The sequence below is a fragment of the Mesorhizobium sanjuanii genome, assembly GCF_002529485.1.
GTDB classification, from domain to species: Bacteria; Pseudomonadota; Alphaproteobacteria; order Rhizobiales; family Rhizobiaceae; genus Mesorhizobium; species Mesorhizobium sanjuanii.
The window spans coordinates 1-24,157 of record NZ_NWQG01000007.1 but is presented as its reverse complement, the minus strand read 5'-3'; the positions used below and the strand labels follow the sequence as shown (position 1 = coordinate 24,157).

19 protein-coding genes and 1 pseudogene are annotated in these 24,157 nt (G+C 64.7%); 6 read left to right on the top strand and 14 right to left on the bottom strand.

Going from position 1 to position 24,157, the window contains the following annotated elements:
* Window positions 1-163: 163 nt before the first annotated feature.
* The gene (locus CN311_RS01605; RefSeq protein WP_097571693.1) at window positions 164-1,024 is read left to right on the top strand and encodes a MurR/RpiR family transcriptional regulator; all 861 of its coding nucleotides are present in this window, start codon (window positions 164-166) and stop codon (window positions 1,022-1,024) included.
* Window positions 1,025-1,039: 15 nt separating this feature from the next.
* On the opposite strand, the gene CN311_RS01600 is transcribed toward CN311_RS01605, so the two are convergent.
* Genes CN311_RS01600 through CN311_RS01575 form a run of 6 tightly spaced genes read right to left on the bottom strand, consistent with a single transcriptional unit; the run spans window position 1,040 to window position 5,330 of the window.
* Window positions 1,040-1,486, bottom strand: coding sequence for a VOC family protein (locus CN311_RS01600; RefSeq protein WP_097571692.1), 447 nt, complete (start codon window positions 1,484-1,486; stop codon window positions 1,040-1,042).
* 29 nt (window positions 1,487-1,515) lie between these two features.
* Complete coding sequence (locus tag CN311_RS01595) at window positions 1,516-2,211, bottom strand: GntR family transcriptional regulator (protein WP_097571691.1); 696 nt, start codon at window positions 2,209-2,211, stop codon at window positions 1,516-1,518.
* A 53-nt stretch (window positions 2,212-2,264) separates the two neighbouring features.
* The gene (locus CN311_RS01590) at window positions 2,265-3,038 is read right to left on the bottom strand and encodes an ABC transporter permease (RefSeq protein ID WP_097571690.1); all 774 of its coding nucleotides are present in this window, start codon (window positions 3,036-3,038) and stop codon (window positions 2,265-2,267) included.
* Entirely contained in the window at window positions 3,032-3,862 is an 831-nt protein-coding gene (locus CN311_RS01585; RefSeq protein ID WP_097571689.1) for an ABC transporter ATP-binding protein, read from the bottom strand. The genes CN311_RS01590 and CN311_RS01585 overlap by 7 nt, the downstream gene beginning before the upstream one ends.
* On the bottom strand, window positions 3,859-4,917 hold the full coding sequence (locus CN311_RS01580; RefSeq protein WP_097571688.1) for an ABC transporter substrate-binding protein: 1,059 nt from the start codon (window positions 4,915-4,917) through the stop codon (window positions 3,859-3,861). Before CN311_RS01580 ends, CN311_RS01585 begins: the two co-directional genes overlap by 4 nt.
* The gene (locus CN311_RS01575; RefSeq protein WP_097571705.1) at window positions 4,914-5,330 is read right to left on the bottom strand and encodes a VOC family protein; all 417 of its coding nucleotides are present in this window, start codon (window positions 5,328-5,330) and stop codon (window positions 4,914-4,916) included. The genes CN311_RS01580 and CN311_RS01575 overlap by 4 nt, the downstream gene beginning before the upstream one ends.
* 102 nt (window positions 5,331-5,432) lie before the next feature.
* Between CN311_RS01575 and CN311_RS01570 the strand changes: the two genes are divergently transcribed.
* Entirely contained in the window at window positions 5,433-7,724 is a 2,292-nt protein-coding gene (locus CN311_RS01570) for a molybdopterin-dependent oxidoreductase (protein WP_097571687.1), read from the top strand.
* Window positions 7,725-7,756: 32 nt separating this feature from the next.
* Here the strand turns inward: CN311_RS01570 and ftsZ are convergent, their stop codons facing one another.
* The 6 genes from ftsZ to CN311_RS01540 form a co-directional block, all read right to left on the bottom strand.
* Window positions 7,757-8,722 carry a cell division protein FtsZ gene (gene ftsZ, locus CN311_RS01565; RefSeq protein WP_425351043.1) on the bottom strand — a complete coding sequence of 322 codons (966 nt, stop codon included), beginning with the start codon at window positions 8,720-8,722 and terminating at the stop codon, window positions 7,757-7,759.
* A 229-nt stretch (window positions 8,723-8,951) separates the two neighbouring features.
* A complete protein-coding gene (locus CN311_RS01560; RefSeq protein ID WP_245440682.1) occupies window positions 8,952-9,752 on the bottom strand; it encodes an ABC transporter permease in 801 nt (266 codons plus the stop codon).
* Window positions 9,731-10,597: an ABC transporter permease gene (locus CN311_RS01555; RefSeq protein ID WP_097571685.1), complete on the bottom strand. Its 867-nt coding sequence runs from the start codon at window positions 10,595-10,597 to the stop codon at window positions 9,731-9,733. Before CN311_RS01555 ends, CN311_RS01560 begins: the two co-directional genes overlap by 22 nt.
* Window positions 10,594-11,670: an ABC transporter ATP-binding protein gene (locus CN311_RS01550; RefSeq protein WP_097571684.1), complete on the bottom strand. Its 1,077-nt coding sequence runs from the start codon at window positions 11,668-11,670 to the stop codon at window positions 10,594-10,596. The genes CN311_RS01555 and CN311_RS01550 overlap by 4 nt, the downstream gene beginning before the upstream one ends.
* Before the next feature lie 93 nt (window positions 11,671-11,763).
* Window positions 11,764-12,801: an ABC transporter substrate-binding protein gene (locus CN311_RS01545; protein WP_097571683.1), complete on the bottom strand. Its 1,038-nt coding sequence runs from the start codon at window positions 12,799-12,801 to the stop codon at window positions 11,764-11,766.
* A gap of 66 nt (window positions 12,802-12,867) precedes the next feature.
* Window positions 12,868-13,845, bottom strand: a complete 978-nt coding sequence (locus CN311_RS01540) for an isopenicillin N synthase family dioxygenase (RefSeq protein WP_245440681.1) — start codon at window positions 13,843-13,845, stop codon at window positions 12,868-12,870.
* Between the two features lie 150 nt (window positions 13,846-13,995).
* Here CN311_RS01540 and CN311_RS01535 point away from each other — a divergent pair, with 150 nt between their 5' ends.
* The 4 genes from CN311_RS01535 to CN311_RS01520 all read left to right on the top strand — a co-directional run bounded on the left by CN311_RS01535 (window position 13,996) and on the right by CN311_RS01520 (window position 19,104).
* Window positions 13,996-15,105: a carbohydrate kinase gene (locus CN311_RS01535; protein ID WP_097571681.1), complete on the top strand. Its 1,110-nt coding sequence runs from the start codon at window positions 13,996-13,998 to the stop codon at window positions 15,103-15,105.
* Between the two features lie 13 nt (window positions 15,106-15,118).
* On the top strand, window positions 15,119-16,048 hold the full coding sequence (locus CN311_RS01530) for a pseudouridine-5'-phosphate glycosidase (protein WP_097571680.1): 930 nt from the start codon (window positions 15,119-15,121) through the stop codon (window positions 16,046-16,048).
* A gap of 71 nt (window positions 16,049-16,119) precedes the next feature.
* On the top strand, window positions 16,120-16,941 hold the full coding sequence (locus tag CN311_RS01525) for an enoyl-CoA hydratase/isomerase family protein (RefSeq protein WP_097571679.1): 822 nt from the start codon (window positions 16,120-16,122) through the stop codon (window positions 16,939-16,941).
* Window positions 16,942-16,944: 3 nt separating this feature from the next.
* Entirely contained in the window at window positions 16,945-19,104 is a 2,160-nt protein-coding gene (locus CN311_RS01520) for an acetate--CoA ligase family protein (RefSeq protein WP_097571678.1), read from the top strand.
* A gap of 22 nt (window positions 19,105-19,126) precedes the next feature.
* Here the strand turns inward: CN311_RS01520 and CN311_RS01515 are convergent, their stop codons facing one another.
* Together CN311_RS01515 and CN311_RS01510 are read right to left on the bottom strand one after the other, a co-directional pair.
* A complete protein-coding gene (locus tag CN311_RS01515) occupies window positions 19,127-22,600 on the bottom strand; it encodes an indolepyruvate ferredoxin oxidoreductase family protein (protein WP_097571677.1) in 3,474 nt (1,157 codons plus the stop codon).
* A gap of 11 nt (window positions 22,601-22,611) precedes the next feature.
* A pseudogene (locus CN311_RS01510) lies at window positions 22,612-24,011 on the bottom strand (FAD-binding oxidoreductase).
* Between the last annotated feature and the right edge of the window lie 146 nt (window positions 24,012-24,157).

The window sequence follows — 24,157 nt, the reverse complement described above, 5'->3', positions numbered from 1 at the left end:
ATAACTCAATGCGCAGTTTCGAGGCCGATTCTTGACCGAAGCCCGCACACACTTGACAGTCGATCGATCATTCTTTGCTGTCAATTGGATTTGGAATAATTTATTCCTTAGACCGCCGATCATCGGCCATCGGCCGGTATCGTCAACGCCGCAGGGGAATTCGATGTCCGTCCTCAAGAAGATCGAGGCCAAGCTCGAGATGATGGCGCCCGGCGATCGCGAGATCGGCCAGTACATCGTCGGCAATCCCGACCGGATGCTGCGCCTGTCGACGGCGGCTCTCGCCGCCGAGATCGGGCGCAGCCAGTCGAGCGTCGTCAAATTCAGCCAGAAGCTCGGCTATGCCAGCTACCAGGAGCTCAAGCTCGCGGTTAGCGAGGCCAAGGCGCAGGAATGGCAGGTGCCGGCCGGAATGATCCACGGCTCGATCGAGGTCGGCGACAGCTACCAGGTCATCCTGAAGAAGCTGATCGGCAGCAAGCTTCTGTCGATGCAGCAGACCGTCGCCGCCAACAGCGAACGGATCATCTCCAGGGCGCTGGAAAAGCTGGATGGCGCGCGACGCATTCATCTGGTCGGCGTCGGCGCCTCCTCGCTGGTGGCGCGCGATTTCTCCTACAAGCTGTTGAAACTCGGCCGCAACGTCCTGCACGACAGCGACAGCCATATCCAGATGGCCAATGCCTCGACGCTCGGACCCGGCGACGTGCTGTTCGCTCTCTCCTATTCAGGCGCCAGCATCGAAACCTTGCGCATTGCCGAGCTTGCTCGCAAGCGCGGCACGACGGTGATCGCCGTCACCGGCCTGCATGACAATCCGCTGAGCCGCGTCGCCGACATCCGCCTCTACACAATCGCCGATGAGGAGCGCGCGCGTTCCTCATCGATCACCGCGCGCGATGCGCAACTCACGCTGACCGACCTGCTGTTCATCCTGCTGGTGCAAAAGCAGCCGGACGCCAATGACTATGTCCATAACAGCGAGGCGGCGGTGTCGGTCCTGAAGGCGGATCGATCCTCCTAACCTCGGTCGACAGCTTCAAAGATCCTTGTTCTTGGGCGGGATTCCCGCGCCATACGGTCCTTGCTCCTGCCAGGCGTAGACTTCCCAGGTGTTGCCGTCGGGGTCGGAGAAATAGAGGCAGTAGGCGTTCCACTCATAGACCTTCGGCGGCGCGAGCACCGTGACGCCCTTCTCGACCAGTTCGGCATGGATCGTGTCGACGATGTCGGGGCTGTCCACCCGAAAGGCCGTCATCACCTTGTGAACCGGTCGCTCGGCGCCGGCAGCGGGAAAGCCGACATGCTCGGCCAGGTGTTTGCTCTCCCACAAAGCGAGCGTGGTTCCCGCGGCGTCGAAGTCAGCAAAACCTTCGTTGCGGCGCCGCAGGCGAAAGCCGATCTTTTCGTAGAATTCGATCGAGCGATCGAGATCGCCAACCAGAAGGCAGACGTCGGTTATCGGATGATCGAGGCCAAGCGCCATTGTCGTTCTCCAGAAATCGGTTTGGACATTCAGTTCGGTATCAGCGCACGGGCGTAGACCGCGACGTTGTCGATATGGACGTTTATGGCCTCGATCAGCCGCGCCTCGTCGCGCGCCATCGTGGCCTCGAAGATCTCGCGGTGCTCGGCGGCGACGGTTTCGGGGCCGGGGAGTGCGGACCAGGCCAGGAAACGGTAGCGCTGCGCCTTCATGAAGATCTGCGCGCGCAGGAATTTGAGCCAGTGAAGCGGACAGGCCTCGCTGATCGCGCCATGGAAGGCGGCATTGCGCTCCTCCCATTCCTTGTCGCCGCGCAGCCCCTTTTCGATCATCTGCCGCTCGGTGTGGGCAAGCTGGTGGAAAGCGGCGATGATGTTGCTTTCCCACACCTCGTCGCCGTGCCGCAGCGAAAGCCGCGCTATGTCGGCCTCCAGCAGCTTGCGCGTCTCGGTGAGGTCGTCGAGGTCGGCCTTCGACATCGCCCCGACCTGATAACCGCGATGGCCCTCGAAATCGATGAATTGCTCGGCCGCCAGTCCCGCCAAGGCCTCCCTGAGCGGGCTCATGCTGATGCCGTAGCGTTGGCGCAGCGCTCCCATGGCGAGGCGCTCGCCCGGCTTGAAGATGCCGGTGATGATGTCGTTCCGGATCTTGTCGGAGACGATTTCGGCCAGCGTCTGCCGATTGTCCTCGGGATTTCTCTGGACCGCGGAATGCCTGAGCATGAAGCGTCTTTCCTCGCGAAATGCGGTCCGTCCGATCGGCGGAGCCGTTCTTCTTATTGGTAGCGTATGACCCGCCGCTCGATCGTCGTGACGATGATGAAGATCACGACGGCGAGCGACGACGACAGGATGATGGCGGCGTAGAGCAGATCCGAGCGATAGTTGAAGGTGGACTGGATGATCAGCGCGCCGAGACCCTTGTTGGCGCCTATCCATTCGCCGACGATCGCGCCGACGACGCAGGCCGTGGACGAGATGCGCAGCGACGCGAACAGAAATGGCAGTGAGCGCGGCGCCCTCAGCTTCCAGAAGATTTCCAGCGGGCTTGCCGACAGCACATGCATCAGCTCGCGTTCATTGGCGCTGACAGCGTCGAGGCCCCGCGTCATGTTCACCAGCGTCGGGAAGAAGCAGATGATCGAGGCGATGATGATCTTCGGGAAGATGCCGATGCCGAAGATCAGGATGATGATCGGTGCGATCGCCAGCACAGGAATGGTGTTGAGGAAAAGCACGACGGGGAAATAGGCCCGCTCCACGGTTTTGCTGTAGACGAAGGCGATGGCCAGCAGAATCGCCGCTATGTTGCCGATGAAGAGGCCGCAGACGCTTTCGATGAGCGTCGGCAGCAGGTTCTGCCAAAGCAGATAGGGATCGGCCGCGATGCGCAGCACGACCTGCGCGGGCGTCGGCACGATGAATTTCGGCACGCCGAGCCAGGGCAGCAGGAACTGCCAGACGGCCAGCAGCGACAGCGCGCCGAAGGCCGGCAACACGATGCGGGCAAGGGCGGAGCCTTCCGCGTCTGGGGAACTTGAATTCAGCACGTCCGCAACACCGCCCGCAAATGCGCCATGCTGCGGACGAAACCGGGATCTTCCCGGATCGGTCCCGCCGCCGCTGCCTTGGCCGCGCGGATGTCTTCCAGTTCGCGAAGGCGTCCCGGGTTGGAGGCCAGAATCGCGACGCGGTCGCCGAGATAGGCCGCCTCCATGACGCTGTGGGTGACGAACAGGATAGTCATCCTCATCGATTGCCACAGACCGAGCAATTCGTCGTTGAGGCGGTCGCGCGTGATCTCGTCGAGCGCGCCGAAGGGCTCGTCCATCAACAGGATGCGCGGCCGCGACAGCAGCGCGCGCGCGATCGCCACGCGCTGGCGCTGGCCGCCCGAGAGCTGGTGCGGATAGGCGTTTTCCCGGCCTGCCAGGCCGATCATCCGCAGCAGTTCGGCCGCATCCGGCCCCTCGGCGGCCGGCCGTCCGGCGCGCGCCTTCCTGCCGACCTCGTCGGGCAGCCGCAAATTCTCCATCACCGTGCGCCAGGGCAGCAGCGTCGAATCCTGGAAGACGAAGCCGATGTCGCGGCGCCGGCGCGCCGCGGCGGGCGTGTCGCCGAAGACCTCCAGCGAGCCGGCTGCCGGGCTGAGCAGATCGGCGACGACGCGCAGCAATGTCGACTTGCCGCATCCCGAAGGGCCGATGATCGTCAGGAACTCGCCTTCGCGCACCTCGAGATCGAGGCCGGTCAGCACCACGTTCACGCCGCCCTTGGCGGGATAGCCGACATCGAGGCCGCGCGCGCGGATCGCGAGCGGTTTTAGATCCGTCGTGGAAACGACTTCAGGGCTCGGCGGCAGGCCAGTCGTCATCCGTATTTCGGGCGGTCCGCGGCGGTCATGTCGAGAATCTCCGTCGTCGCCGACTCTTCAAGGACCGGCTTGGTGGCGCCCTTGAACATGCCGATCTCGTCCATCAGGTTGATCTGGTCGCCAATGTCGGACGGCTTGAACGACCCCCAGCCGCCCTTGGCCGTATTGGCATCGAAGGAAAGCCCGAGCACCATGTCGATGGTCTTTTTTTCGACTTCGAGATCGAGGTTGGGGTAGGCCTTGACCGTGATCTCGACCGACTCCTGCGGATGCTCGTGCGTGTAGCCCCAGCCCTTGGCGACGGCGCCGAGGAAGCGGGCGAGAACATCCTTATTGTCGGCAAGCGCCGTCTCGGTGGCAAAATAGACATCGCCCGGGTCGATGACGCCAGCTGCCGATTGCATCATGGTGATGCGGTCGGGGCCGATCACCGCAAGGGCGGCCGTGTTGGTCACCCAGCCGGTGACGACGTCGACCTCGCCGGCGACCAGTGGCGTCATGTCGAAGCCCATGGTCGATATATCGAGCTTCGAGGCATCGATCTTGGTCTTGGCCAGCAGCGCGTCGAGTGACGAGCGCGCCGTCGGCTGGATGCCGATGCGCTTGCCGATCAAATCTTCCGGCTTGTGCACCGGCGCCTTGGGCAAGGAGAAATAGGCGAACGGTCCCTGCTGGTATCCGGTGGCGAACATCCTGATCGGCGCCCCGGCGGAACGCGCCAGCAGAAGCTGCGACGAGCCCGAGAACTGGCCGAGCTGCGCCTGGCCTGAAATCACCGGCGCCAGCGTCGCCGAATTTGGCCCGCCGGGGATCATCTCGACCTCGATGCCGGCATCCCTAAAGTAGCCGTTGTGGACGGCCACGACATCGCCGATCTGGCCGTTGCTCATCAGCCAGTCATACTGGATGACCACCTTGGCGGTGTCGGCGCGGGCGCGCGACGGCACCACAAGGCCGATGCCGGGACCGGCGGCGATTATGCCCATGGCGGCGCCGGTCTTCAGGAAATCGCGGCGGCTGAGATTTTTCGCCCAGCCCTTTTCGATCGTGCTCATTCAGACACCTCTCCAAACCGCTTGCCATCCAGCCATGAGTAGATCTCCCAGAGATTCTCATCAGGATCCGTGAAATAGACGCAGCGCGCCCGCCAGGGATAATCCCTGGGCGGCGAGACGAAGCTCACCCCTTGCGCGAGCAGTTGCTCGTAGAACTCGTCGATCTGTTCGGGCCTCACCACCTCGATGGCAGCGACAGCCTTGTGGACACCCGGTCCCGAGCGCTTGTTGCTGATGCCGGTGGTGGCGGCGATGTGGTCGATCTCCCAGAGCGCCAGGGCGACATGCTCGGTGGTGAAATCGGCGAAACCCTCGGCCCGCGTTCGCAATTTGAAGCCGAGCTTGTCGCGGTAGAAGGCGACGGAGCGCTCGACGTCTTCGACGAGAAAGCAGAAATCGGTGATCGCGGGCATTCCGAAAGGCATTGGCAAAACTTTCGAAACTTGTGCTAAGTTTCGAAAACGCTATCATGCTGCACTGCGGTCGTCCAGACGAAATTCCAAGCCGGTTAAACAATGCTGAGCAGTTCCCATTGGGGCATTTTCCGACCAATTGTCCGGGACGGACGGCTCGTTGCGGCTGAACCATTCGCCGCCGATCCCGACCCGTCACAACTGTTGCAGTCGATACCTTCGGCCATCCATCACAAGAGCCGCGTGCTGCGCCCGGCGGTGCGAAAGAGCTGGCTTGAAAGCGGGCCTGGCGCGCATCCCGAACGGCGTGGCAGCGACCGCTATGTCGAAGTCGATTGGGACCAGGCACTGGACCTGGTTGCAGGCGAACTGAAGCGTGTCGTCACCGGTTTCGGCAACCAGGCGATCTATGGCGGATCTTATGGCTGGGCGAGCGCCGGCCGCTTCCATCACGCCAAGTCGCAGGTCCGGCGTTTCCTCAATGTGCTGGGCGGCTTCACCGATTCCGTCGATACCTACAGCAACGCGGCCGGCACGGTGATCGCTAGGCGCATCCTCGGCACCATCCAGGCCATCGACGGACCGGGGACGAGCTGGTCGAGCATCGCCGCGAACGCCGGGCTGGTCGTCATGTTCGGCGGCATGCCGCTACGCAACACCCAGATCACCGTGGGCGGGCTCGGCGAGCACACCAGCCGCGACGGTCTCGAAAAGGCAAAGGCGGCCGGCGTCGCCTTCGTCAACGTCTGTCCGATCCGCGACGATGCAGCCGCTTTCCTCGATGCCGAATGGCTGGCGCCGCGCCCCGGCTCTGACACGGCCATCATGCTCGGCCTGATCCACACGCTGATCAGCGAAGGCCTGCACGACCGGGAATTCCTCGCCAGCCACGCCACCGGCTTCGAACGTTTCGCCGATTATGTGATGGGCGTGACGGATGGTGTGCCGAAGACCGCGCAATGGGCAAGCGGTCTCAGTGAACTGCCGGCCGAGGCGATCTGCGCGCTGGCGCGGCGCATGGCCGCCACCCGCACGTTTCTTGTCGTCAACTGGTCGCTGCAGCGCAGCGAGCATGGCGAGCAGCCGTTCTGGGCGGCGATCGCGCTTGCCGCCGCCCTTGGCCAGCTCGGTCTGCCCGGCGGCGGCCTGGGCTTCGGCTATGGCAGCCTGGAGGGTCTCGGCGGGCAGCGCCGCGCGGCCCCGCGCCCGACATTCCCGACCTTGCGCAATCCGGTCGAGGCCTTCATTCCGGTTGCGCGGATCGCCGACATGCTGCTGTCACCCGGCGCACCGTTCCAGTATGACGGCCGTGACCTGGCCTATCCCGACATCCGGCTCGTCTATTGGTGCGGCGGCAATCCGTTCCATCACCACCAGGATCTCAACCGGCTCATTGCTGCCTGGCGGCGTCCCGAGGCCGTCATCGTTCATGAGACCTGGTGGACGGCGACGGCGCGCCATGCCGACGTGGTGCTGCCGGCAAGCTCGCCGCTCGAGCGCGACGACATTGGCGCGAGCTCGCTCGACCGTTTCATGGTCGCGATGCGCAAGGCCATCGAGCCGCTGGGCGAAGCGCGTAGCGATTTCGCCATCTTCGGCGGCCTTGCCGAGCGCCTCGGCCTTGGCGCGGCCTTTCACGAAGGTCGCGGCGAAGGGGAGTGGCTTCGGCTGATGTATCAAGGCGCCCGTGAGCGCGCAGCACAAGCCGATATGCAATGGCCGGATTTCGATGCCTTTTGGGACCAGGGCTTTGTAGAAATCCCCGCGGCTGAAAAACCCTATGTGCTTTTCGAGGCGTTCCGAAAGGATCCAGCCCTACACCGGCTCGGCACGCCGTCTGGTCACATCGAGATCGTTTCCGAGGCGATCGCCGGATTTGCCTACGAAGACTGCCTTGGCCATCCTACATGGATGGCGCCGCGCGAATGGCTGGGGAGCCCGCTCGCCGCGCGGTTTCCGCTGCATCTGCTGACGACACAGCCGGCCACTCGCCTGCATGGACAGATGGATATGGGCACCGTCAGCCAGGCCAGCAAGGTCGCCGGTCGCGAGCCGATGCGGATCAATCCGGCGGACGCCGCCGCTCGCGGCGTTGGGGATGGTGATATCGTGCGTGTCTTCAACGATCGCGGCGCTATTCTGGCCGGCGCGGTTCTTACCGATTCGATCCGGCCGGGCGTGATTCAGATCGCCACCGGCGCCTGGTACGACCCCGAGACGCCGGGCGAGATCGGCAGCCTCGACAAGCATGGCAATCCCAACGTGCTGACGCCCGACAGAGGCACATCGAAGCTCGCTCAAGGCCCGTCGGCGCAGAACACCCTGGTCGAGGTGGCAAGGTTCGAGGGAGCGGTCCCACGAGTGTCGGCGTTCGACCCACCCATCGACAGCTGAGCAGCCGCTGTTAAACGCTGTCGGCAAAAACCTCAGGCGGTCATCCGCCCCGGCTGAAACACTTCCACTCCTTGCCGCAACCCCGTCGCGACGACCGACACCCTGAATTTTCCCTCCAGCGCCTTGTCGAAAATGGCGCCGACGATGATATCGGCATCGGTGTCGACCTCTTCTCGTATACGGGTAGCCGCTTCATCGACCTCGAACAGCGTCATGTCGACGCCACCCGATATCGAGACAAGGACACCCTTGGCCCCGGCCATGGAGGCCTCGTCGAGGAGCGGGTTGGCGATTGCCGCTTCGGCCGCTTTCCTGGCGCGGTCCTCGCCCGAGGCTTCGCCCGTGCCCATCATTGCCCGGCCCATGTCGCGCATCACGGATTTCACGTCGGCGAAATCGAGATTGATCAGGCCTTCCTTGACGATCAGGTCGGTGATGCAGCCGACTCCGGCATAGAGAACGCGGTCCGCCATGATGAATGCGTCCGCGAACGTCGTCTTGGCATCGGCGACCCTGAAGAGATTCTGGTTCGGGATGACGATCACCGTATCGGCGCTCTCGCGCAGCCGTTCGATGCCTTCGTCGGCCGATTGCATCCGGCGTTTTCCCTCGAAGGTGAAGGGCTTGGTGACGACCGCCACCGTCAGAATTCCCGCTGCCCGCGCAGCATGCGCGATAATAGGCGCGGCTCCGGTACCGGTTCCGCCGCCCATGCCCGCGGTCACGAAACACATATGCGTCCCGGCAAGATGGTCCATGATCTCGTCGATCGTTTCTTCGGCCGCCGCACGGCCGACCTCGGGCAGCGACCCGGCGCCCAGGCCTTCCGTCACATGGGCTCCGAGCTGGATCAGCCGGGATGCCTTCGACATGGTAAGCGCCTGGGCATCGGTGTTGGCGACGATGAACTCCGCGCCCTGCAGGCCTTCGGCGATCATGTTGTTGACGGCGTTGCCACCGCCGCCGCCGACCCCGACAACCGTTATCTTCGGTCTCATCTCGGAGATTTCCGGCCTCTTCTTGGCGTCCACTGCCCGTCCCTCCGTTGAAAATTCTGGGCGCTGCAAGCAACCGAATGCTGTTCCGAAACCGTATGGGCTCCGATGCGGCAAGCTCGCGAATCAGGCCATGCTCCCCACCATCAAGGAATCAGAGCGCGAACGCGCCTGCAAGTGCCGCCTGTGAGATTTGCCCTGCTAAGCGCTGCTCAGGCTGATGCGGGGTCCGTCAAAAACGGTGGATGCGCAGCCCCAGCACCTTCTCCGAGACGATCACCACCAACAGCGTCAGCACGATCGACACGGTCGAGACGGCAGCCGCTTCCGGCGTGAAATTGGTGCGCAGATAGTCGAAGAGCTGGATCGGCAGCGTCGACGTTCCGATGCCCTTCAGCATGAACGAGATGGTGAAGGTGTCGAAGGATATGATGAAGGCAAACAGTGCGCCGCCGATGACGCCGGGCTTGATCAGCGGCAGCATGATGCGCCGGAACCTCGTCAGGCGGCCGGCGCCCAGCGAGCGCGCCGCCATGTCCCAGGACGGGTCGAAGCTTTCCAGCGAGGCCGAGACGTTGATGAAGACGAAGGGCAGCGTGATCAGCACATGGCCGGCCACCATGCCGATCATGGTCGTGGTGCCGATGCCGATCGCGTAAACGAAGAACAGCAGCGCGATCGCCGTCAGCACTTCCGGCAGCAGCAGCGGCGCCAGCATGGCGATGCGCACCGCTTCCTTCCAGCGGCCGGCGTGCTGGACGTAATAGAGCGCGGCCATGGTGCCGATGGTCCCGGAAATGACGGTCGCCACCGCCGCCACCCAGAGCGAGGTGCGGATCGCGCGCATGAACACGTCGTTGTGGAAGAAGGTCACATACCAGCGCAGCGACAGGCCCTGCGGCGGGAACGTCAGGAAATTGCCGGCGTTGAAGGAGGCGCCGACGACCACCAGGATGGGCGCCAGCAGGAAGGCGTAGACCAGCAGGCAGTAGAGCGTGAGCACCGGCCGCTTCATGTCCGCGCCGCCTTCCATTTCATGCGCGTCAGCCGCGCGAAGATGACGACGCAGAGCGCCCCGGTGACCGACAGCATCAGCGCCAGCGCCGAGCCCCACGGCCATTGGAACGTATCGATCAGCGCGTCGACGACGGTGACGGCCATGGTCTTGACCCGCAGCCCACCGATCAGCGACGGCGTCACATAGGCGCTGAGCGACAACACGAAGACGAGGATACAGCCGGCCTGGATGCCGGGCAGGCACAGCGGCAGGACGATGCGGCGGAAGGCGGTGAAGCGCGACGCGCCGAGCGAACGCGCCGCCGATTCCAGCGACGGGTCGACGCCCTGGATCGCCGCCATGATCGGCAGGATCATGAAGGGCAGGAAGACATGCACCAGCGCGATGACGATGCCGAGCGCGTTGTACATCAGCGGCAACGGGCGATCGATCAGGCCCATGCCGGTCAGCGTGCGGTTGATGAGGCCGGCATTGCCCAGCAGGATCGTCCAGCCATAGGAGCGGATGACGATGCCGACGAGCAGCGGCGACAGCACCAGCCCATAGGCCAGGGCGCGAAAGCGCATGGCGCCGCGCGCCAGTTGCCAGGCGACGGGGAAGCCGACGACGAGGCAGATGGCGGTGGTGATGAGGCCGATCCACAGCGTGTTGGCGACCTGAAGCAGGTAGAAACTGTCGGCGAAGAATTTCGTGTAGTTGCCGATGGTGAAGCCCGCACCGTAAGGCGTGCCTTGCCCCGGCACGCGAAAGCTCATCACCACGATGTTGAGATAGGGCAGGACCAGGAACATGCCGAGCAGCACCGCCGCCGGCGCGATCAGGACCAGCGGTCCAAGGCCCTTGCGGCGTGCCGGCATCATTGAGCCGCCCCGAGCAGCCAGAACCCATCCGCCGGCGCATGCACGCTGACGCGGTCGCCTTCGGCAATCCTGATGTTCGGGAAAGTCTGGACGTGCAGCGTCTCGCCCGAATCAAGGGCGATGCGGTAGTCGATGATGCTGCCGGAATAGTAGCGCGCCATGACCTTGCCCTGCGCTCCGCCCTGACCGGCAGGTTTGAGTTCGATCGCCTCCGGTCGAAGCGACAGCGTGACCGCGGTGCCCGACGCGTGGCCAGTGCGGCTGTCGACGACGACGTCACCAAAGACGGACGCGACGCGGTTCTTGCCGGGTCCGGCAGCACCGGTGATCGTGCCGCCTAGGATCGTGCCCTTGACCAGGTTCACCTGGCCGACGAATTGCGCCACTTCGAGGTTTTCGGGACGCTCATAGATGTCGGTCGGCGCGCCGATCTGGGCGATGCGGCCGCCGAACATCACCACCACCCGGTCGGACATGGTCATCGCCTCGGCCTGGTCGTGCGTGACATAGACCGTGGTGATGCCGACGCGCCGCTGCAGGTCGCGGATGAAGACGCGCATTTCCTCGCGCAGCTTGGCGTCGAGATTGGCGAGCGGCTCGTCGAGCAGCAGGATCTTCGGCTCGATGACCAGCGCGCGGGCAAGCGCCACGCGCTGCTGCTGGCCGCCCGAAAGCTGGTTCGGGTAGCGGTCGGAATAGCCGCCGAGCTGCACCATGTCGAGCACCTCAGCGATGCGGTCGCGCATTTCCGGCTTGGCGATCTTGCGCATCTCCAGCCCGAAGGCGAGATTCTGGTCCACCGTCATATGCGGAAACAGCGCGTAGTTCTGGAACACCATGCCGATGTCGCGCTTTTCGGCCGGCACGTTGATGACGTCCTTGCCGTCGAAACGGATCGCGCCTTCGTTCGCCTCCTCGAAACCGGCGATCATCTTCAGCGTCGTCGTCTTGCCGCAGCCCGACGGACCGAGCAGCGAAATGAACTCGCCATCGGCGATGCGGATCGAGATGCCGTCGACCGCGCGTGCGCTGCCGAAGGTCTTGGTCAGCCGCTCGATGCTAACCTCGGTCATGAATGCTCCACTTCACAGGCGATCGACCGCACCGGAGGCACGGTGCGGCTAGCGGGAGGCGCGAGTCGAAGGCGAGACGCGCCCAATCGACGTCTAGAGGATCGTCTTGGCCCACCGCTCGGCCAACTCACCCTGCTTCTCGTTGACGAAATCCCAGTCCCAGGTGAGGATCTTGGTCATCGCCTCGCCCGACACCGGCACGTCGGCCTTGAGGTCGTCGGGAATGATCACCTTCGAGTTCGTCGGCGAGACGAAGAATTCCCTCGCCATCAGCATCTGGGTTTCCGGCGACAGCAGGAAATCAGCATATTGATAGGCAAGCTCCTTTTCCGGCCCGTTGGCCAGGATCGAGACCGTCTGGTCGAACATGAACATGCCTTCTTCGGGAATGACGCAATCGACCGGCAGGCCCTGCTTGCGCAGCCGCGATATCTCGCCGAAATCGAACGGCGCGACGACGATTTCGCCCGAGGACAGGGCCGTGGACAGGTTGAAGTCGACCTGGATCACCTGGCCGAGCTTGGCGAGAGCGGCAAAGCCGGCATCGACATCGTACTGGTCCTTGCCGAAGATCTTCGAGGCCAGCAGCAACTCCATCTTGCCGGCGCTGTTGGCGAAATTGTAGAGGCCGATCCTGCCCTTGAATTCCTCGTTGTTCCACAGATCCTTCCAGGCCTTGGGCGGTGTCTTCACCAGATCGGTGCGGTAGCCGATGCCGATCGGCGAGATGGCGCCGGTGGCGCCGAAGCCGTCGGCGATCTTGGCCAGCGGATAGAGGTCGTTGTAGTTCGGCAACTTGGCCAGATCGAGCTTTTCGAAGAAGCCTTCCTTGCGCAGGCCGGAGGCGAAGACCTCATTGGTCATGATGATCGAATAGGGCGGCTTGTCGACGCCGGCGGCGCGCAGATTGGCGCCGAAGACGCGGCCATTGCCGACGTCGAGCGTCACCTTGGCGCCGGAGGCCTTCTCGAAGGCCGGTGCGATGGTCGAGCGCCAGAACTGCTCCCAGACCCCGCCGAGCGTCGGCACGATCAGCGTCTTTTCCTGCGCGATGGCGGGCATTCCGATCAGCCCGGCCGCACCGAGCGCGCCCATTCCGGCAAGCGTCTGTCGTCTGGTCAGTGTCGTCATCACAATTCCCCTTGTTGATTTCTTTTAATCAATTCGTTCCTTGGGACGGCCGAAGCCTTCCATCGTTCAGCGGCCGAAAGCCTGTCTGGTCTTCAGCTCGATATAGTCTCCATAGGTGATCGGCTCGTATTTGGCCTGCTTGCCGTTGGCGCAGAATGGCTCCAGGCAGGAGATCAGCGTCTCCTTGGCAGGGTTGACGAAGAACGGGATCGACTGGCGGCGCGAACTGCCTTTCCTGTTACGCGGCGGATTGGCGACGCGATGCGGCGTCGAGACCCATTCATCATTGCTCCAGCGCATGAAGGCGTCGGCGATGTTGACGACATAGGCGCCGTCGATCGACGGCGCATCGAGCCAGCGGCCGTCGCGGGTCTGCACCTGCAAGCCGCCGGACGAAGCCTCGGAACGCAGGATGGTCATGAAGCCATAGTCGCTGTGAACGCCGGCGCGAAGCTGGCCGGGCAGGGGATCCACGTCCTGCTCGGGGTAGTTGATGACACGCAGCGCCGACAGATGGTTCTCGAAGGCCGGCTCGAAATAGTCGGGCTCGAGGCCGATCGCCTGGCAGAAGATGCGGCGCAAATGCCCGGCAAGCGTCTCCATCTCTAAGAAATAGTCGTGAAAGGCGCTCTCGATGCCTTCGGGCTGGTCGGGCCATGCATCGCCCTTGAGACGCAGGCCGAAATTCAGGCTTTCCTTGTAGTCGCCGGGCGTCTTGATGCCCTTGGTGGCGGCCAGCGCCTCGTCGGCGATCGGCGAGAAGGCCATCCCGCCGGTCAAACCGGTTCCGCGCCCATGGCCGCGCTTGTAGTCCTCGGGCAGATCGAAGAAGGCGCGCGCCAGATTGTAGAGCCGCATCGTCCTTTCCGGCGATACGCCGTGGCCGGTGACGAGGAAGAAACCGGTATCCCGGCAGGCGGTCTCGATGGCTTTGACGACAGCGCTGGCGCCGGCCTCGCCGCGGATGAAAGGCCCGACATCGATGACGGGAATTCCCTGGTCCGTTGCTTCGGCCTGAGGTGCGGTCTGCATGATCGCGATCACCTTTCTGTTGCCTTGTTCCGCCTTAGGGACAGACGGTGGAAACGCCGGTTGAAGGAAACGTTATCGTTACAAACGAATGTTGACAAGGTCATCTGTTGTTGTCCATATCGAAAATATTCAGCCACGAATTTGCACGGGCCGGGTGGGACGATGGACGACCTTGGAGCACAGGAACAGGCGGTTCTGGATCTCATCGCGGCGAATCCGTTCGCCGGCCAGCAGGACATAGCCACCGCGCTCGGCATCGCCCGTTCGACCGTCGCGGCCCACATCATGCAACTGGTCAACAAGGGCTACATTCTCGGCCGCGGCTACGTGCTGCCGGCCTCCAAGCGCATGATCTGCATCGGCGGCGCGGTGTTGGACCGCAAATATCACGCCAAGAAGGACCTGATCTTCGAGACCTCGAACCCGGTCGACGGCTATCGCAGCTTCGGCGGCGTCGCCCGCAACGTCGCCGAGAACCTTGTCCGCCTCGGCGTCGACGTCAGCTTCGTCTCGATTGTCGGCGATGACGAAACCGGCCGCTCGCTGGTGCGGCATCTGCGCGACCTCGGCGCCGATGTCAGCCAGGTCATCACCACCACCGAGCGGCCGACGGCCGAATACGCGGCCATCCTCGATCTCAACAACGATCTCGTGCTCGGCATTGCCGACATGGAGATCTTCGATCTGTTCTCGCCGTCCTATCTCGACCGCTTCTGGCCGCACCTGGCTTCGGCGACCTGGGTGTTCATCGACTGCAATTTGCCGGCCGCGACGATCGCAGCGCTGATGTCGCGCAAGCAGGGTGCGCGCTTCAAGCTCGCCGTCGACACCGTGTCGTCGCCGAAATCGGCGCGCCTGCCGAAGGACCTGACCGGCATCGACCTTCTGTTCACCAATCATGACGAGGCCAATACGATGCTTGGCATCACCGATGCCGACAAGCGGCTGAAGCCGAAGGAGGCTGCGGCAGCCTTGCGCGCGGCCGGCGCCAGCGAAGTGATCGTGACAATGGGCGCGCATGGATTTGCGGTGGCGACCGAAAGCGGCGTGGCGACGATGCGTTCCGTCCCGGCCCGCGCCGTCGACATCACCGGCGCCGGCGACGCGATGATCGCCGGCACCATGTACAAGGTGCTTTCGGGAGATCCCGTGCCGCACGCCGCGCGCACCGGCGCGCTGCTCGCCACGCTGACCACCGAGAGCGAATCCAGCGTCCACCCCGATCTGTCGCCGCGCTTCCTCACCGCCGGCATGTACCGCATTCCCGCCTGAAAGCGAGACGCTCATGAAACCTTCCCTTCTTCACCTGAACGACGAGGTTGCGGCCGCTCTTCGCGAAGGCCGCGCCGTGGTGGCGCTGGAATCGACCATCATCACCCACGGCATGCCTTATCCGGCAAATCTGGAGACCGCTCGTGGCGTCGAGGCCGTGGTGCGCGAGAACGGCGCCGTGCCGGCGACGATCGCCGTGGTCGCGGGCAAGATCAAGGTCGGGCTCGACGATACAGAGCTGGAACGGCTCGCAGCGGCAAAGGACGTGGTCAAGGCGTCCGGGCGTGACCTCGCCGCTGTCATGGTGCGCGGCGGCTCGGCCGGAACCACGGTGTCGGCGACGATGCGGATCGCGGCGCTTGCCGGCATCGGCATTTTTGCAACCGGCGGCGTCGGCGGCGTGCATCGCGGCGCCGAAGCCACTTTCGATATCTCGGCCGACCTGACCGAGCTCGGCCAGACCGGCACGACCGTCATCTGCGCCGGCGTGAAATCGATCCTCGATATCGCCAAGACGCTGGAATATCTGGAGACCCAGCGCGTGCCGGTGATCGCCTACCAGAGCGACGATTTCCCGGCCTTCTATACCCGCTCCAGCGGGCTCAAGGCCGATCATCGCCTCGACACGCCGGACGAGATTGCGCAGGCCATGCTGCTGCACGAGCAGATGGGCTCGGGCACCGGCATCCTAATCGCCAATCCAATTCCGGAGGCCGATGCGCTCGATCCGGCCTTCATCGACGGGACCATCGCGGCCGCGGTGGCGGAAGCCGACAAGCGGGGCATCGGCCGCAAGGAGCTGACGCCGTTCCTGCTTGCCCGCATCAACGAGCTTTCGCAAGGCCGCAGCCTGAAGGCCAACATCGCGCTGGTCCGCAACAACGCAGCACTTGCCGCCCGCATCGCCGTGGCGCATGCGGGATCGAAGCGCGAGGCTGCGTAGAGGTGAAAGACCAGTCGGCACTTTGCTAGCCGGCACGTTCCTCTGATTTCGAAAGCACCCAGGAGAACCGCATGAGCGCGCAGGCCACCTACGAGACGATCCTTTACGAGAAGGATGCGACCGACAAGTTCGCCACGATCACCATCAATCGTCCCGACAAGCTCAATGCGATGAACAAGACGGTGATCCGCGAGATCGACAAGGCCCTTGCCGCCGCCGTCGCCGATCCGGACGTCAACGCGCTGGTGATCACCGGCGCCGGCCGCGCCTTCTCCTCCGGCTACGATCTGCAGGGCGGCGATTTCGACGTCGACATCGATTTCTGGCGCGCCGACATGGGCGAGAACGCCGAAGCACTGCTCAACATCTGGCGCGCGCCGATCCCGGTCATTGCCTCCGTCAACGGCTATGCGCTGGCCGGTGCGCTGGAGCTGATGATGTGCTGCGACCTGGCGATCGCCGCCGACAACGCGAAGTTCGGCGAGCCCGAGGTGCGCCACAATTCCGGCCCGCCGGCACTGATGATGCCCTGGCTGCTCGCCACGCGCGACGTTCGCTGGCTGATGTATACGGGCGATCTGGTCGATGCCGAGGAGGCGCTGCGCATGCATCTGATCAACAGGATCGTGCCGGCCGATCAGTTGAAGGAAAAGACCGAGAACCTCGCCCGCAAGCTGGCCCGCATGCCGGTTCCGGCGCTGAAATTCACCAAGGCGTCGATCAACAACCAGCAGATGGTGGCCGGGCTGCTGCCGTCCTTCCAGTACAACATCGAAGCGATCGCCGCACTTCACGTTACCAGGCAGGGCCGCGAATGGATGGCCAATCTCGCCAAGATGAGCCTCAAGGAGTACCTCGCTTTCCGCGACGGCCCGTTCAAGGACCTCGACTGAACCGTGACCGGTCTTGCCGCTTCGCATGAGGCGATGCGGGCGCTGATGGCGCCGCATTCGGTCGCCGTCATCGGCGCCACCGAGCGCGCCGATGCGTCGTCGAGCTACGTCATGCGCAATTTGATGGCGTTCGGATTTTCCGGCGCCATCATCCCCGTGCATCCCAAGGCCGAAACGGTGTTCGGCATCGCGGCCATCCCGTCGCTCGACCGGCTCGATGCGCCGGCCGACGTGGCGGTGATCGGCATCGGAGCGGCTCACGTGCTGGGCGCGCTCGAAGACGCAGGGAGGGCCGGCGTCAAGGCGGCCGTCGTGCTGGCCAGCGGCTTTGCCGAGACCGACGGGGAGGGCAAGGCGCGCCAGCAGGCGCTGGTCGGGATCGCGCGAAGATACGGCATGGCGATCTGCGGACCGAACTGCCTCGGCCTCTTCAATTTGCAAAGTGGTGCGGCCCTTTATTCCTCGACGCTGTCGCCCAACCTGAAGAAGGGCGCGCTCGCGATCCTCTCGCATTCCGGCGCCAGCGCCATCGCGCTCGCCAATTCCGGGCGCTTCGGCCTGAGCCACATCGTCTCCTGCGGCAATAGTGCTGCGACCGATCTTCCCGATTATCTCGCCTATCTCGCCGATGACGAGGCGACGCACGTCATCGGACTTGTCGTGGAAGCCATCCGCGATCCCGCCGCCTTCACCTCCGCGATGCAGGCGGTGCATGCCGCGGGCAAGAAGGTGGTTGCGCTGCGCGCCGGCAAGTCAAGCAAGGGGGCCGAGGCCGCCGCCGCGCATACCGGTTCGCTCGCTGCCGCCAACGAAGCCTACGAAGCCTTCTTCCGGCGCACCGGCGTGATCGAGGTCGCCGACATGGACGAGTTCGTCGAGACAGTCACGCTTTGCCTGTCGCTGAAAGCCAGGCCGGCGCGCAAGGGCGTCGCGGTTGTCGGCGTCAGCGGCGGCGGTGTCGCCCATGTCTCCGACATAGCCGACCAGGTCGGCATCGACCTGCCGGAATTTTCCCAAAACACCATCTCGCGGTTGAAGGCCTTGCTGCCGCCTTTCGCGACGCCGCAGAATCCGGTCGACACGACAGGCGTGGTCTTCGCCGATGGGGGGATCTATCGCAGCGTGCTCGACACCCTGGCGCAGGATCCCGCTGTCGGCCTGATCGTCGCCGCGCAGGACGCGCCCATCGGCCTCGATGCCACAGGCGCTGCCGAATATGCCGGCATTGCCGACGCCGTTGCCGCCTACGCGAAGGACGCGGCCGTTCCGGTCGCCTTCATCAGCAACCTGTCCTCCGGACACCATCCAGCCGTCAGGGAGCGGCTTGCCGGCGTCCCGGTGCTCAACGGCACACGTGCTTCGCTCAATGCCGTGCGGCGGGTACTCGACGCGACTGGCGCCACGATACCGAACGCCCCGGCAGTCGAACCAGTCGGCGAAAACGATCCATGGCCAAAGCGCCTCGCCACCGGTGGGAAATTGACCGAACGGGAGGCCAAGCAATTGCTAGCCGAAAACGGGCTGCGGGTCACCCGCGAGCGGCTGGCCGTCACCGCGCAAGAGGCAGTCGAGGCGGCCGAGGCGATCGGCTTTCCGGTCGTGCTGAAGATCGAATCGCCCGATATTCCCCACAAGACCGAAGCCGGCGGCGTGCGGCTCGGTATAGCCAATGCCGCCGGAGCGTCCGAAGCCTTCACGGCGATCATGCGAAGCGCCCGCGCTCATGCGCCGGATGCGGAACTGCGCGGCGTCGTCGTGCAGGAGATGGCCGGGCGCGGCGTCGAGGCGCTGGTCGGCCTCGTCCGGCACGAACCGTTCGGCCTGGGGATGGTCGTCGGCGTCGGCGGCGTTCTCGTCGAACTGGTCAAGGACGCCGCTTTCGATCTGCTGCCGGTGGATCGCGACGCAGCCGAGGCGCTGATCGACCGGACGCGATTGGGCGCTCTGCTCAAGGGTTATCGCGGCGCGCCGCCAGCCGACCGGGAAGCGCTGGTCGAGACGATAATGGCGCTGTCAAATTTCGCCGGCCGCTATGGCCATTTGATCGAGGCCGTCGACCTCAATCCGGTCGTCGTGTTCGAGAAAGGCGCCTGTGTTCTGGATGCGCTGGTGATTGCAGCCGACAACGCCGCTGGGCACCCAAAGGGCACCGCAGCGCCTTGAATCTGCTTCTGAGGTGCAACCGCTAAGCCGCTGTTTCCAGGCGGCTTTCCTTGCCCAGCTTTTCCAGCAGCGCTGCCTTCTTCTTCTCGAAGCGTTCGGCCGCCGCCATCTTGACGTGGCCGAAGCCGCGCATCTCTTCCGGCAGCCGGGCAAGCTCCGTCGCCACGGCATGGTTGCCTTGCGTCAGCCGCGCCGAAAGATCCGAGACCAGCCTTTCATAGTCGGCGATCATCCGTCGTTCCATCCGCCGCTCTTCGGTGCGCCCGAACGGATCGAAGCGCGTTCCGCGCAGGCCCTTCAATCGCGCCAGCATCGCGAAGACGGGATTGATCCAGGCGCCGAAAGCGATTTTGCCGGGATGGCCGGTGCGCGGGTCGATGCGCGAAATCATCGGCGGCGCCAGATGATGCTTGATCTTGAAATCGCCCTCGAACTGTTCGGCCAGCTTTTTCCCAAATGATTGGTCGCGATGCAGCCGCGCCACTTCATATTCGTCCTTGTAGGCCATCAGCTTGAAGGCCCCGATCGCCACGGCTTTCGTGAAGTCCTCGGCGTCGGCCGAGACCTTGGCTTCGGCGGCGCGCGCGATATCCACCAGCTTGCGGTAGCGGTTCGCATAGGCGGCGTTCTGGTAGCCGGTCAGGAATGCCATCCGGCGCGCAACCATGGCGTCGAGCGTTTCCGGTTTTGGCACCTCGGTACTGCCTGTCTGTGCAGCATCCAGCACTGCCGCAAGGTCGATCGCCGCGCGGCGGCCCCAGTTGAAAGCTGCGCGGTTCATGGCGACGCCGGCGCCGTTCATCTCGATCGCCTTGTCGATGGATTCCAGGCTGATCGGCACCAGTCCGCGCTGCCAGGCATTGCCGAGCAGGAACATGTTGGCGGCAATGGCGTCGCCCATCAACGCGAGGCCGAGCCTGGTCGCCGGGATCAGCGTGATCGCCTCTTCACCGGCCGCCCGCCGCAATTGCTTCAGCGTCGCCTCCTGGCGGAAGTCGATCGCGGTGTTCTGCACGAAGGACGCCGTCGGCGCGAAATGATCGTCGAGCACGGCGCTTGTGCGGCCATGCGCGAAGGTCGCAAGTGAAGCCGGCGCCGCCGACACGACGATATCGAAGCCAAGCACAAGATCGGCCTCGCCGGGGCCGATCCTGACCGTGTTGAGCATATCAGGGTCGCGTGCCAGTCTGATATGCGAGACCACCGCGCCATTCTTCTGCGCCAGCCCGGTCTGGTCGAGCGTCAGCAGGCCGAGCCCGTCGAGATGCGCCGCCTGGGACAGGATGGCGCTGACCGTGATGACGCCGGTGCCGCCAATGCCGGCCAAGAGCATGTTATAGGGGCGCTGGAGTGCCGCCAGCGCCGGCATCGGCAATTCGGCGGAACCAGCCTCCACGGCCCGCGCCTTCGGCTTGCGGATCGTGCCGCCTTCCACGGTCACGAAGCTCGGGCAAAAGCCCTTGATGCAGGACAGGTCGGTGTTGCAGCTCGACTGGTTGATCCTGCGCTTGCGGCCAAACTCGGTTTCCTCGGGCTCGATCGAAATGCAATTGGAGACGGCGGAGCAATCGCCGCAGCCTTCGCAGACCAATTCGTTGATGAAGGCGCGTCTTGGCGAGACCGGATAGGCGCCGCGCTTGCGTCGGCGGCGCTTTTCGGCGGCGCAGACCTGGTCGAAGACCAGCACCGTCACCCCCTCGATCTCCCTGAGCTCGCGTTGCACGGCGTCGAGCTCGTCGCGATGGTGGATGGTCACCGAGCGCGGCAGGACGCCCACCCAGGCCTCGGGCTTTTCGGACACCACGACGACGCGTTTCGCGCCTTCCGCCAGCGTCTGCTCGACGATGGACGGCACGGAGACCTCGCCGTCATGGCGCTGTCCGCCGGTCATGGCGACGGCATCGTTGTAGAGGATCTTGTAGGTGGCGCTGACCTTGGCGGCGATGGCCGCGCGAATGGCCAGGAGTCCGGAATGGAAATAGGTGCCGTCGCCCATGTTGACGAAAATGTGCTTCTCGTCGGTGAAGGGCGACAGGCCGATCCACGAGCCGCCTTCGCCGCCCATCTGGGTGAAGGTGGAGGTCTCGCGCTCCATGCCGATGACCATCATGTGGCAGCCGATGCCGGTCGAGGCACGGCTGCCATCGGGCACCACGGTGGAGATCGAGTGCGGGCAGCCGGAGCAGAAATAGGGGTCGCGCTTCAGCGCGATCACCTCGCCGGGCGCTGAAGCCGCGACGGCCTCGATTGTCTTCAGGTGCAGGCCAAGCTCGGCGTCCGGCGCGCCGAGCCGCGAGACGATGGCACGGGCGACCGAAACGGCGCTGATCTCGCCGATGGAAGGTAAGAGCGGTGCGCCGCGCTCGTCCGTCTTGCCGAAGACTTGTGGGCGATTGGGCGCGTTGAACAGCAGCGCCTTGATCTGGTCCTCGATCACCGGCCGCTTCTCCTCGACGACGAGGATTTCCTCCAGCCCCTCAGTGAAAGCCCTGAGGCCTTGCGGCTCGAGCGGCCAGACCATGCCGACCTTGTACAGCCGGATGCCAAGCTTGGCCGCGCGCCGCTCATCGATGCCGAGCGCCGCCAGCGCGCCGAGCAGGTCGAGCCACGACTTGCCGGTCGAGACGATGCCGAGCCGCGCCTTGGCGGCGCCATGCACGACGCGGTCGATGCCGTTGGCGTGGGCAAAGGCATGCACCGCCGCCATCTTGTGTTCGATGCGGCGCTCCATCGCATGCGGGCCGTCCGGCCAGCGCAGCGACAGGCCGTCGGCGGGCAGCGCCAGCTCCGGCATGACGATGCTAAGCCGCGCCGGGTCGACATCGACGGTCGCCGTGCATTCGACGATCTCGGTCTGGCATTTGAAGCCGATCCAGGCGCCGGAATAGCGGCTCATCGCCCAGCCGAGCAGGCCATAGTCGATATATTCGCCGACGCCGCCCGGCGACAGCAGCGGCACCATGGCCGAGATCAGATTGTGCTCGCTCTGGTGCGGCAGCGTCGAGGAGACGGCGCCGTGGTCGTCGCCGACCAGGAGCAGCACGCCGCCATGGCGATCGGTGCCGACGGCATTGGCGTGGCGGATGACGTCCATGGTGCGGTCGACGCCAGGACCCTTGCCGTACCACATGGAAAACACGCCATCGTAGCGCGAGCCGGCGAACATGCCGGTCTGCTGCGTGCCCCACACCGCGGTCGCCGCCATGTCCTCGTTGAGGCCGGGATGGAAGACGACATGGTTTGCGCTCAGATATTTGCCGGCGCGCTGCATCTCGCGGTCGAAGCCGGCCAGCGGTGAGCCGCGATAGCCCGAGACATAGCCGGCGGTATTCAGGCCGGCGGCAAGGTCGCGCTGGCGCTGGACCAGCGGCAGCCGCACCAGCGCCTGCGTGCCCGAGACCAGGATGCGGCCGCGCTCGAGCACATAGCGGTCGTCGAGGCTGGCCGGAACCGCATTCGCCTGGCCGGCTTTCGGGAGAGCGGCAGCTGTCATCATCCGGGCACTCCTTAGCGTGTAACACCCGCCGAGAGGTCGAAGACGCGACCGGCATTGAGGATATTGTTCGGGTCGAAGGCTGCTTTCAAGCGCCGCATGGCGGCGATCTCGGCATCGCTGCGCGCCAGGTGCAGCCATTGCTTCTTGTCGAGGCCGATGCCGTGTTCGGCCGAGACGCCGCCGTCGGCGGCGGCGACGCCACGATAGACGATGTCATAGGCCGCTGCCGGATCCACGGTACCGACCTGATAATGCAGATTGCCGTCGCCGAGATGGCCGAAGACATAGATGTCGGCATTGGGGTCGACAGCCCGGATCGCGGCTTCCGCCTCCCGCAGGAAAGCCCCCATCCTGGCCAGCGGTATGCTGATGTCGACCCCGATCAGGCCCTTCATCGAAAACAGGAAGCGGTTGGCGTCCTCACGCACCGCCCACAGCGCACGGAACTCGCGCGGCGACTGCGACACGACCACGTCGTCGACCACGCCGTCCTCGACCGCCTGCATCAGCACCGCGGCAAAGCGGTCACCGTCGCGCTCGGGCTCGCTGCCCTGTATCTCGGCCAGCACATAGACGGGTGAGCCGACCGGCAGCGGCGCCGGCGCGTCCATGCCGGCGACCATGGCGCCGTAGAGCGGCGCGAAATTCACCTCATAGGCCGACAGCAACGGCCCGAGCTTCTGCCTGAGCAGCGCAAGCAGCGCGATCGCCGCATCGAGCGATGAAAGCGCGCAGAAGGCATTGACCTCGGTGGCCGGCTTCGGATGCAGCCGCAGGCAGGCGCGCGTGACGACGCCGAGCGTGCCTTCGCTGCCGATGAAGAGCTGGTTGAGGTCATAGCCGGAATTGTCCTTGGGCAGGCCCTTGAGCGAGGTCAGAATGCTGCCGTCGGCAAGCACCGCTTCGAGGCCGAGCACCTGCGCCCGGTACATGCCGTAGCGCAGCACGCGGATGCCGCCGGCGTTGGTCGCGATATTGCCGCCGACAGTGGACGTGCCGCGCGCGCCGATATCGACGCCAAACAGCAAGCCGGCCGCGTCTGCCGCCTCCTGCACCATCTGCAAAGGCGCACCGGCCTCGGCAAGGATCGTTGCCGCCTCACGGTCGGGCATCGCGACCGCCGTCATGCGCTCCAGCGACAGCACCGCCTCGCCGGACTGGATGCGCGCAGCACCCGCCAGCCCGGTCCGGCCGCCCTGGATGACAAGCCGCTGCCCGGCCTCGTTGCACAGACGCAGAATATCCGACACCTCGCCGGTCGTGCGTGGCCGCAGGACGAACTCCGGCCGCGCGCCGTCCTTGCCGTCTGGGTCTTCCCGATAGCGCGGTCCGGCCTCTTCGGCCGAGACGATCGCGGACCTGTCCAGTCGCTTTCCAGCCGCGACACAAGCTCCGCAAGTTTCTGGGACATGAGACTCAAGGACGCGAACGGCCAGGCCGCGTCGACGCGGTCGGAAGAGGGAAAGGCGAAGGCAGCGAAAGCGGCGGTGACTGATTTCCACCGTCCGGCAAATGCGGGGAAACCCCGCCAAAAATGCAGCCGGTTGTCTTCGTCAT

Bases quoted from the DNA above. Each gene is read 5' to 3' on its own strand.
- CN311_RS01530 (WP_097571680.1), top strand. From the start codon at position 15,119: ATGAAACCTTCCCTTCTTCACCTGAACGACGAGGTTGCGGCCGCTCTT.
- CN311_RS01605 (WP_097571693.1), top strand. From the start codon at position 164: ATGTCCGTCCTCAAGAAGATCGAGGCCAAGCTCGAGATGATGGCGCCC.
- CN311_RS01580 (WP_097571688.1), bottom strand. From the start codon at position 4,917: ATGAGCACGATCGAAAAGGGCTGGGCGAAAAATCTCAGCCGCCGCGAT.
- CN311_RS01570 (WP_097571687.1), top strand. From the start codon at position 5,433: ATGCTGAGCAGTTCCCATTGGGGCATTTTCCGACCAATTGTCCGGGAC.
- CN311_RS01535 (WP_097571681.1), top strand. From the start codon at position 13,996: ATGGACGACCTTGGAGCACAGGAACAGGCGGTTCTGGATCTCATCGCG.
- CN311_RS01600 (WP_097571692.1), bottom strand. From the start codon at position 1,486: ATGGCGCTTGGCCTCGATCATCCGATAACCGACGTCTGCCTTCTGGTT.
- CN311_RS01545 (WP_097571683.1), bottom strand. From the start codon at position 12,801: ATGACGACACTGACCAGACGACAGACGCTTGCCGGAATGGGCGCGCTC.
- CN311_RS01555 (WP_097571685.1), bottom strand. From the start codon at position 10,597: ATGATGCCGGCACGCCGCAAGGGCCTTGGACCGCTGGTCCTGATCGCG.
- CN311_RS01595 (WP_097571691.1), bottom strand. From the start codon at position 2,211: ATGCTCAGGCATTCCGCGGTCCAGAGAAATCCCGAGGACAATCGGCAG.
- CN311_RS01525 (WP_097571679.1), top strand. From the start codon at position 16,120: ATGAGCGCGCAGGCCACCTACGAGACGATCCTTTACGAGAAGGATGCG.
- CN311_RS01550 (WP_097571684.1), bottom strand. From the start codon at position 11,670: ATGACCGAGGTTAGCATCGAGCGGCTGACCAAGACCTTCGGCAGCGCA.
- ftsZ (WP_425351043.1), bottom strand. From the start codon at position 8,722: ATGAGACCGAAGATAACGGTTGTCGGGGTCGGCGGCGGCGGTGGCAAC.
- CN311_RS01575 (WP_097571705.1), bottom strand. From the start codon at position 5,330: ATGCCCGCGATCACCGATTTCTGCTTTCTCGTCGAAGACGTCGAGCGC.
- CN311_RS01585 (WP_097571689.1), bottom strand. From the start codon at position 3,862: ATGACGACTGGCCTGCCGCCGAGCCCTGAAGTCGTTTCCACGACGGAT.
- CN311_RS01560 (WP_245440682.1), bottom strand. From the start codon at position 9,752: ATGGAAGGCGGCGCGGACATGAAGCGGCCGGTGCTCACGCTCTACTGC.
- CN311_RS01515 (WP_097571677.1), bottom strand. From the start codon at position 22,600: ATGATGACAGCTGCCGCTCTCCCGAAAGCCGGCCAGGCGAATGCGGTT.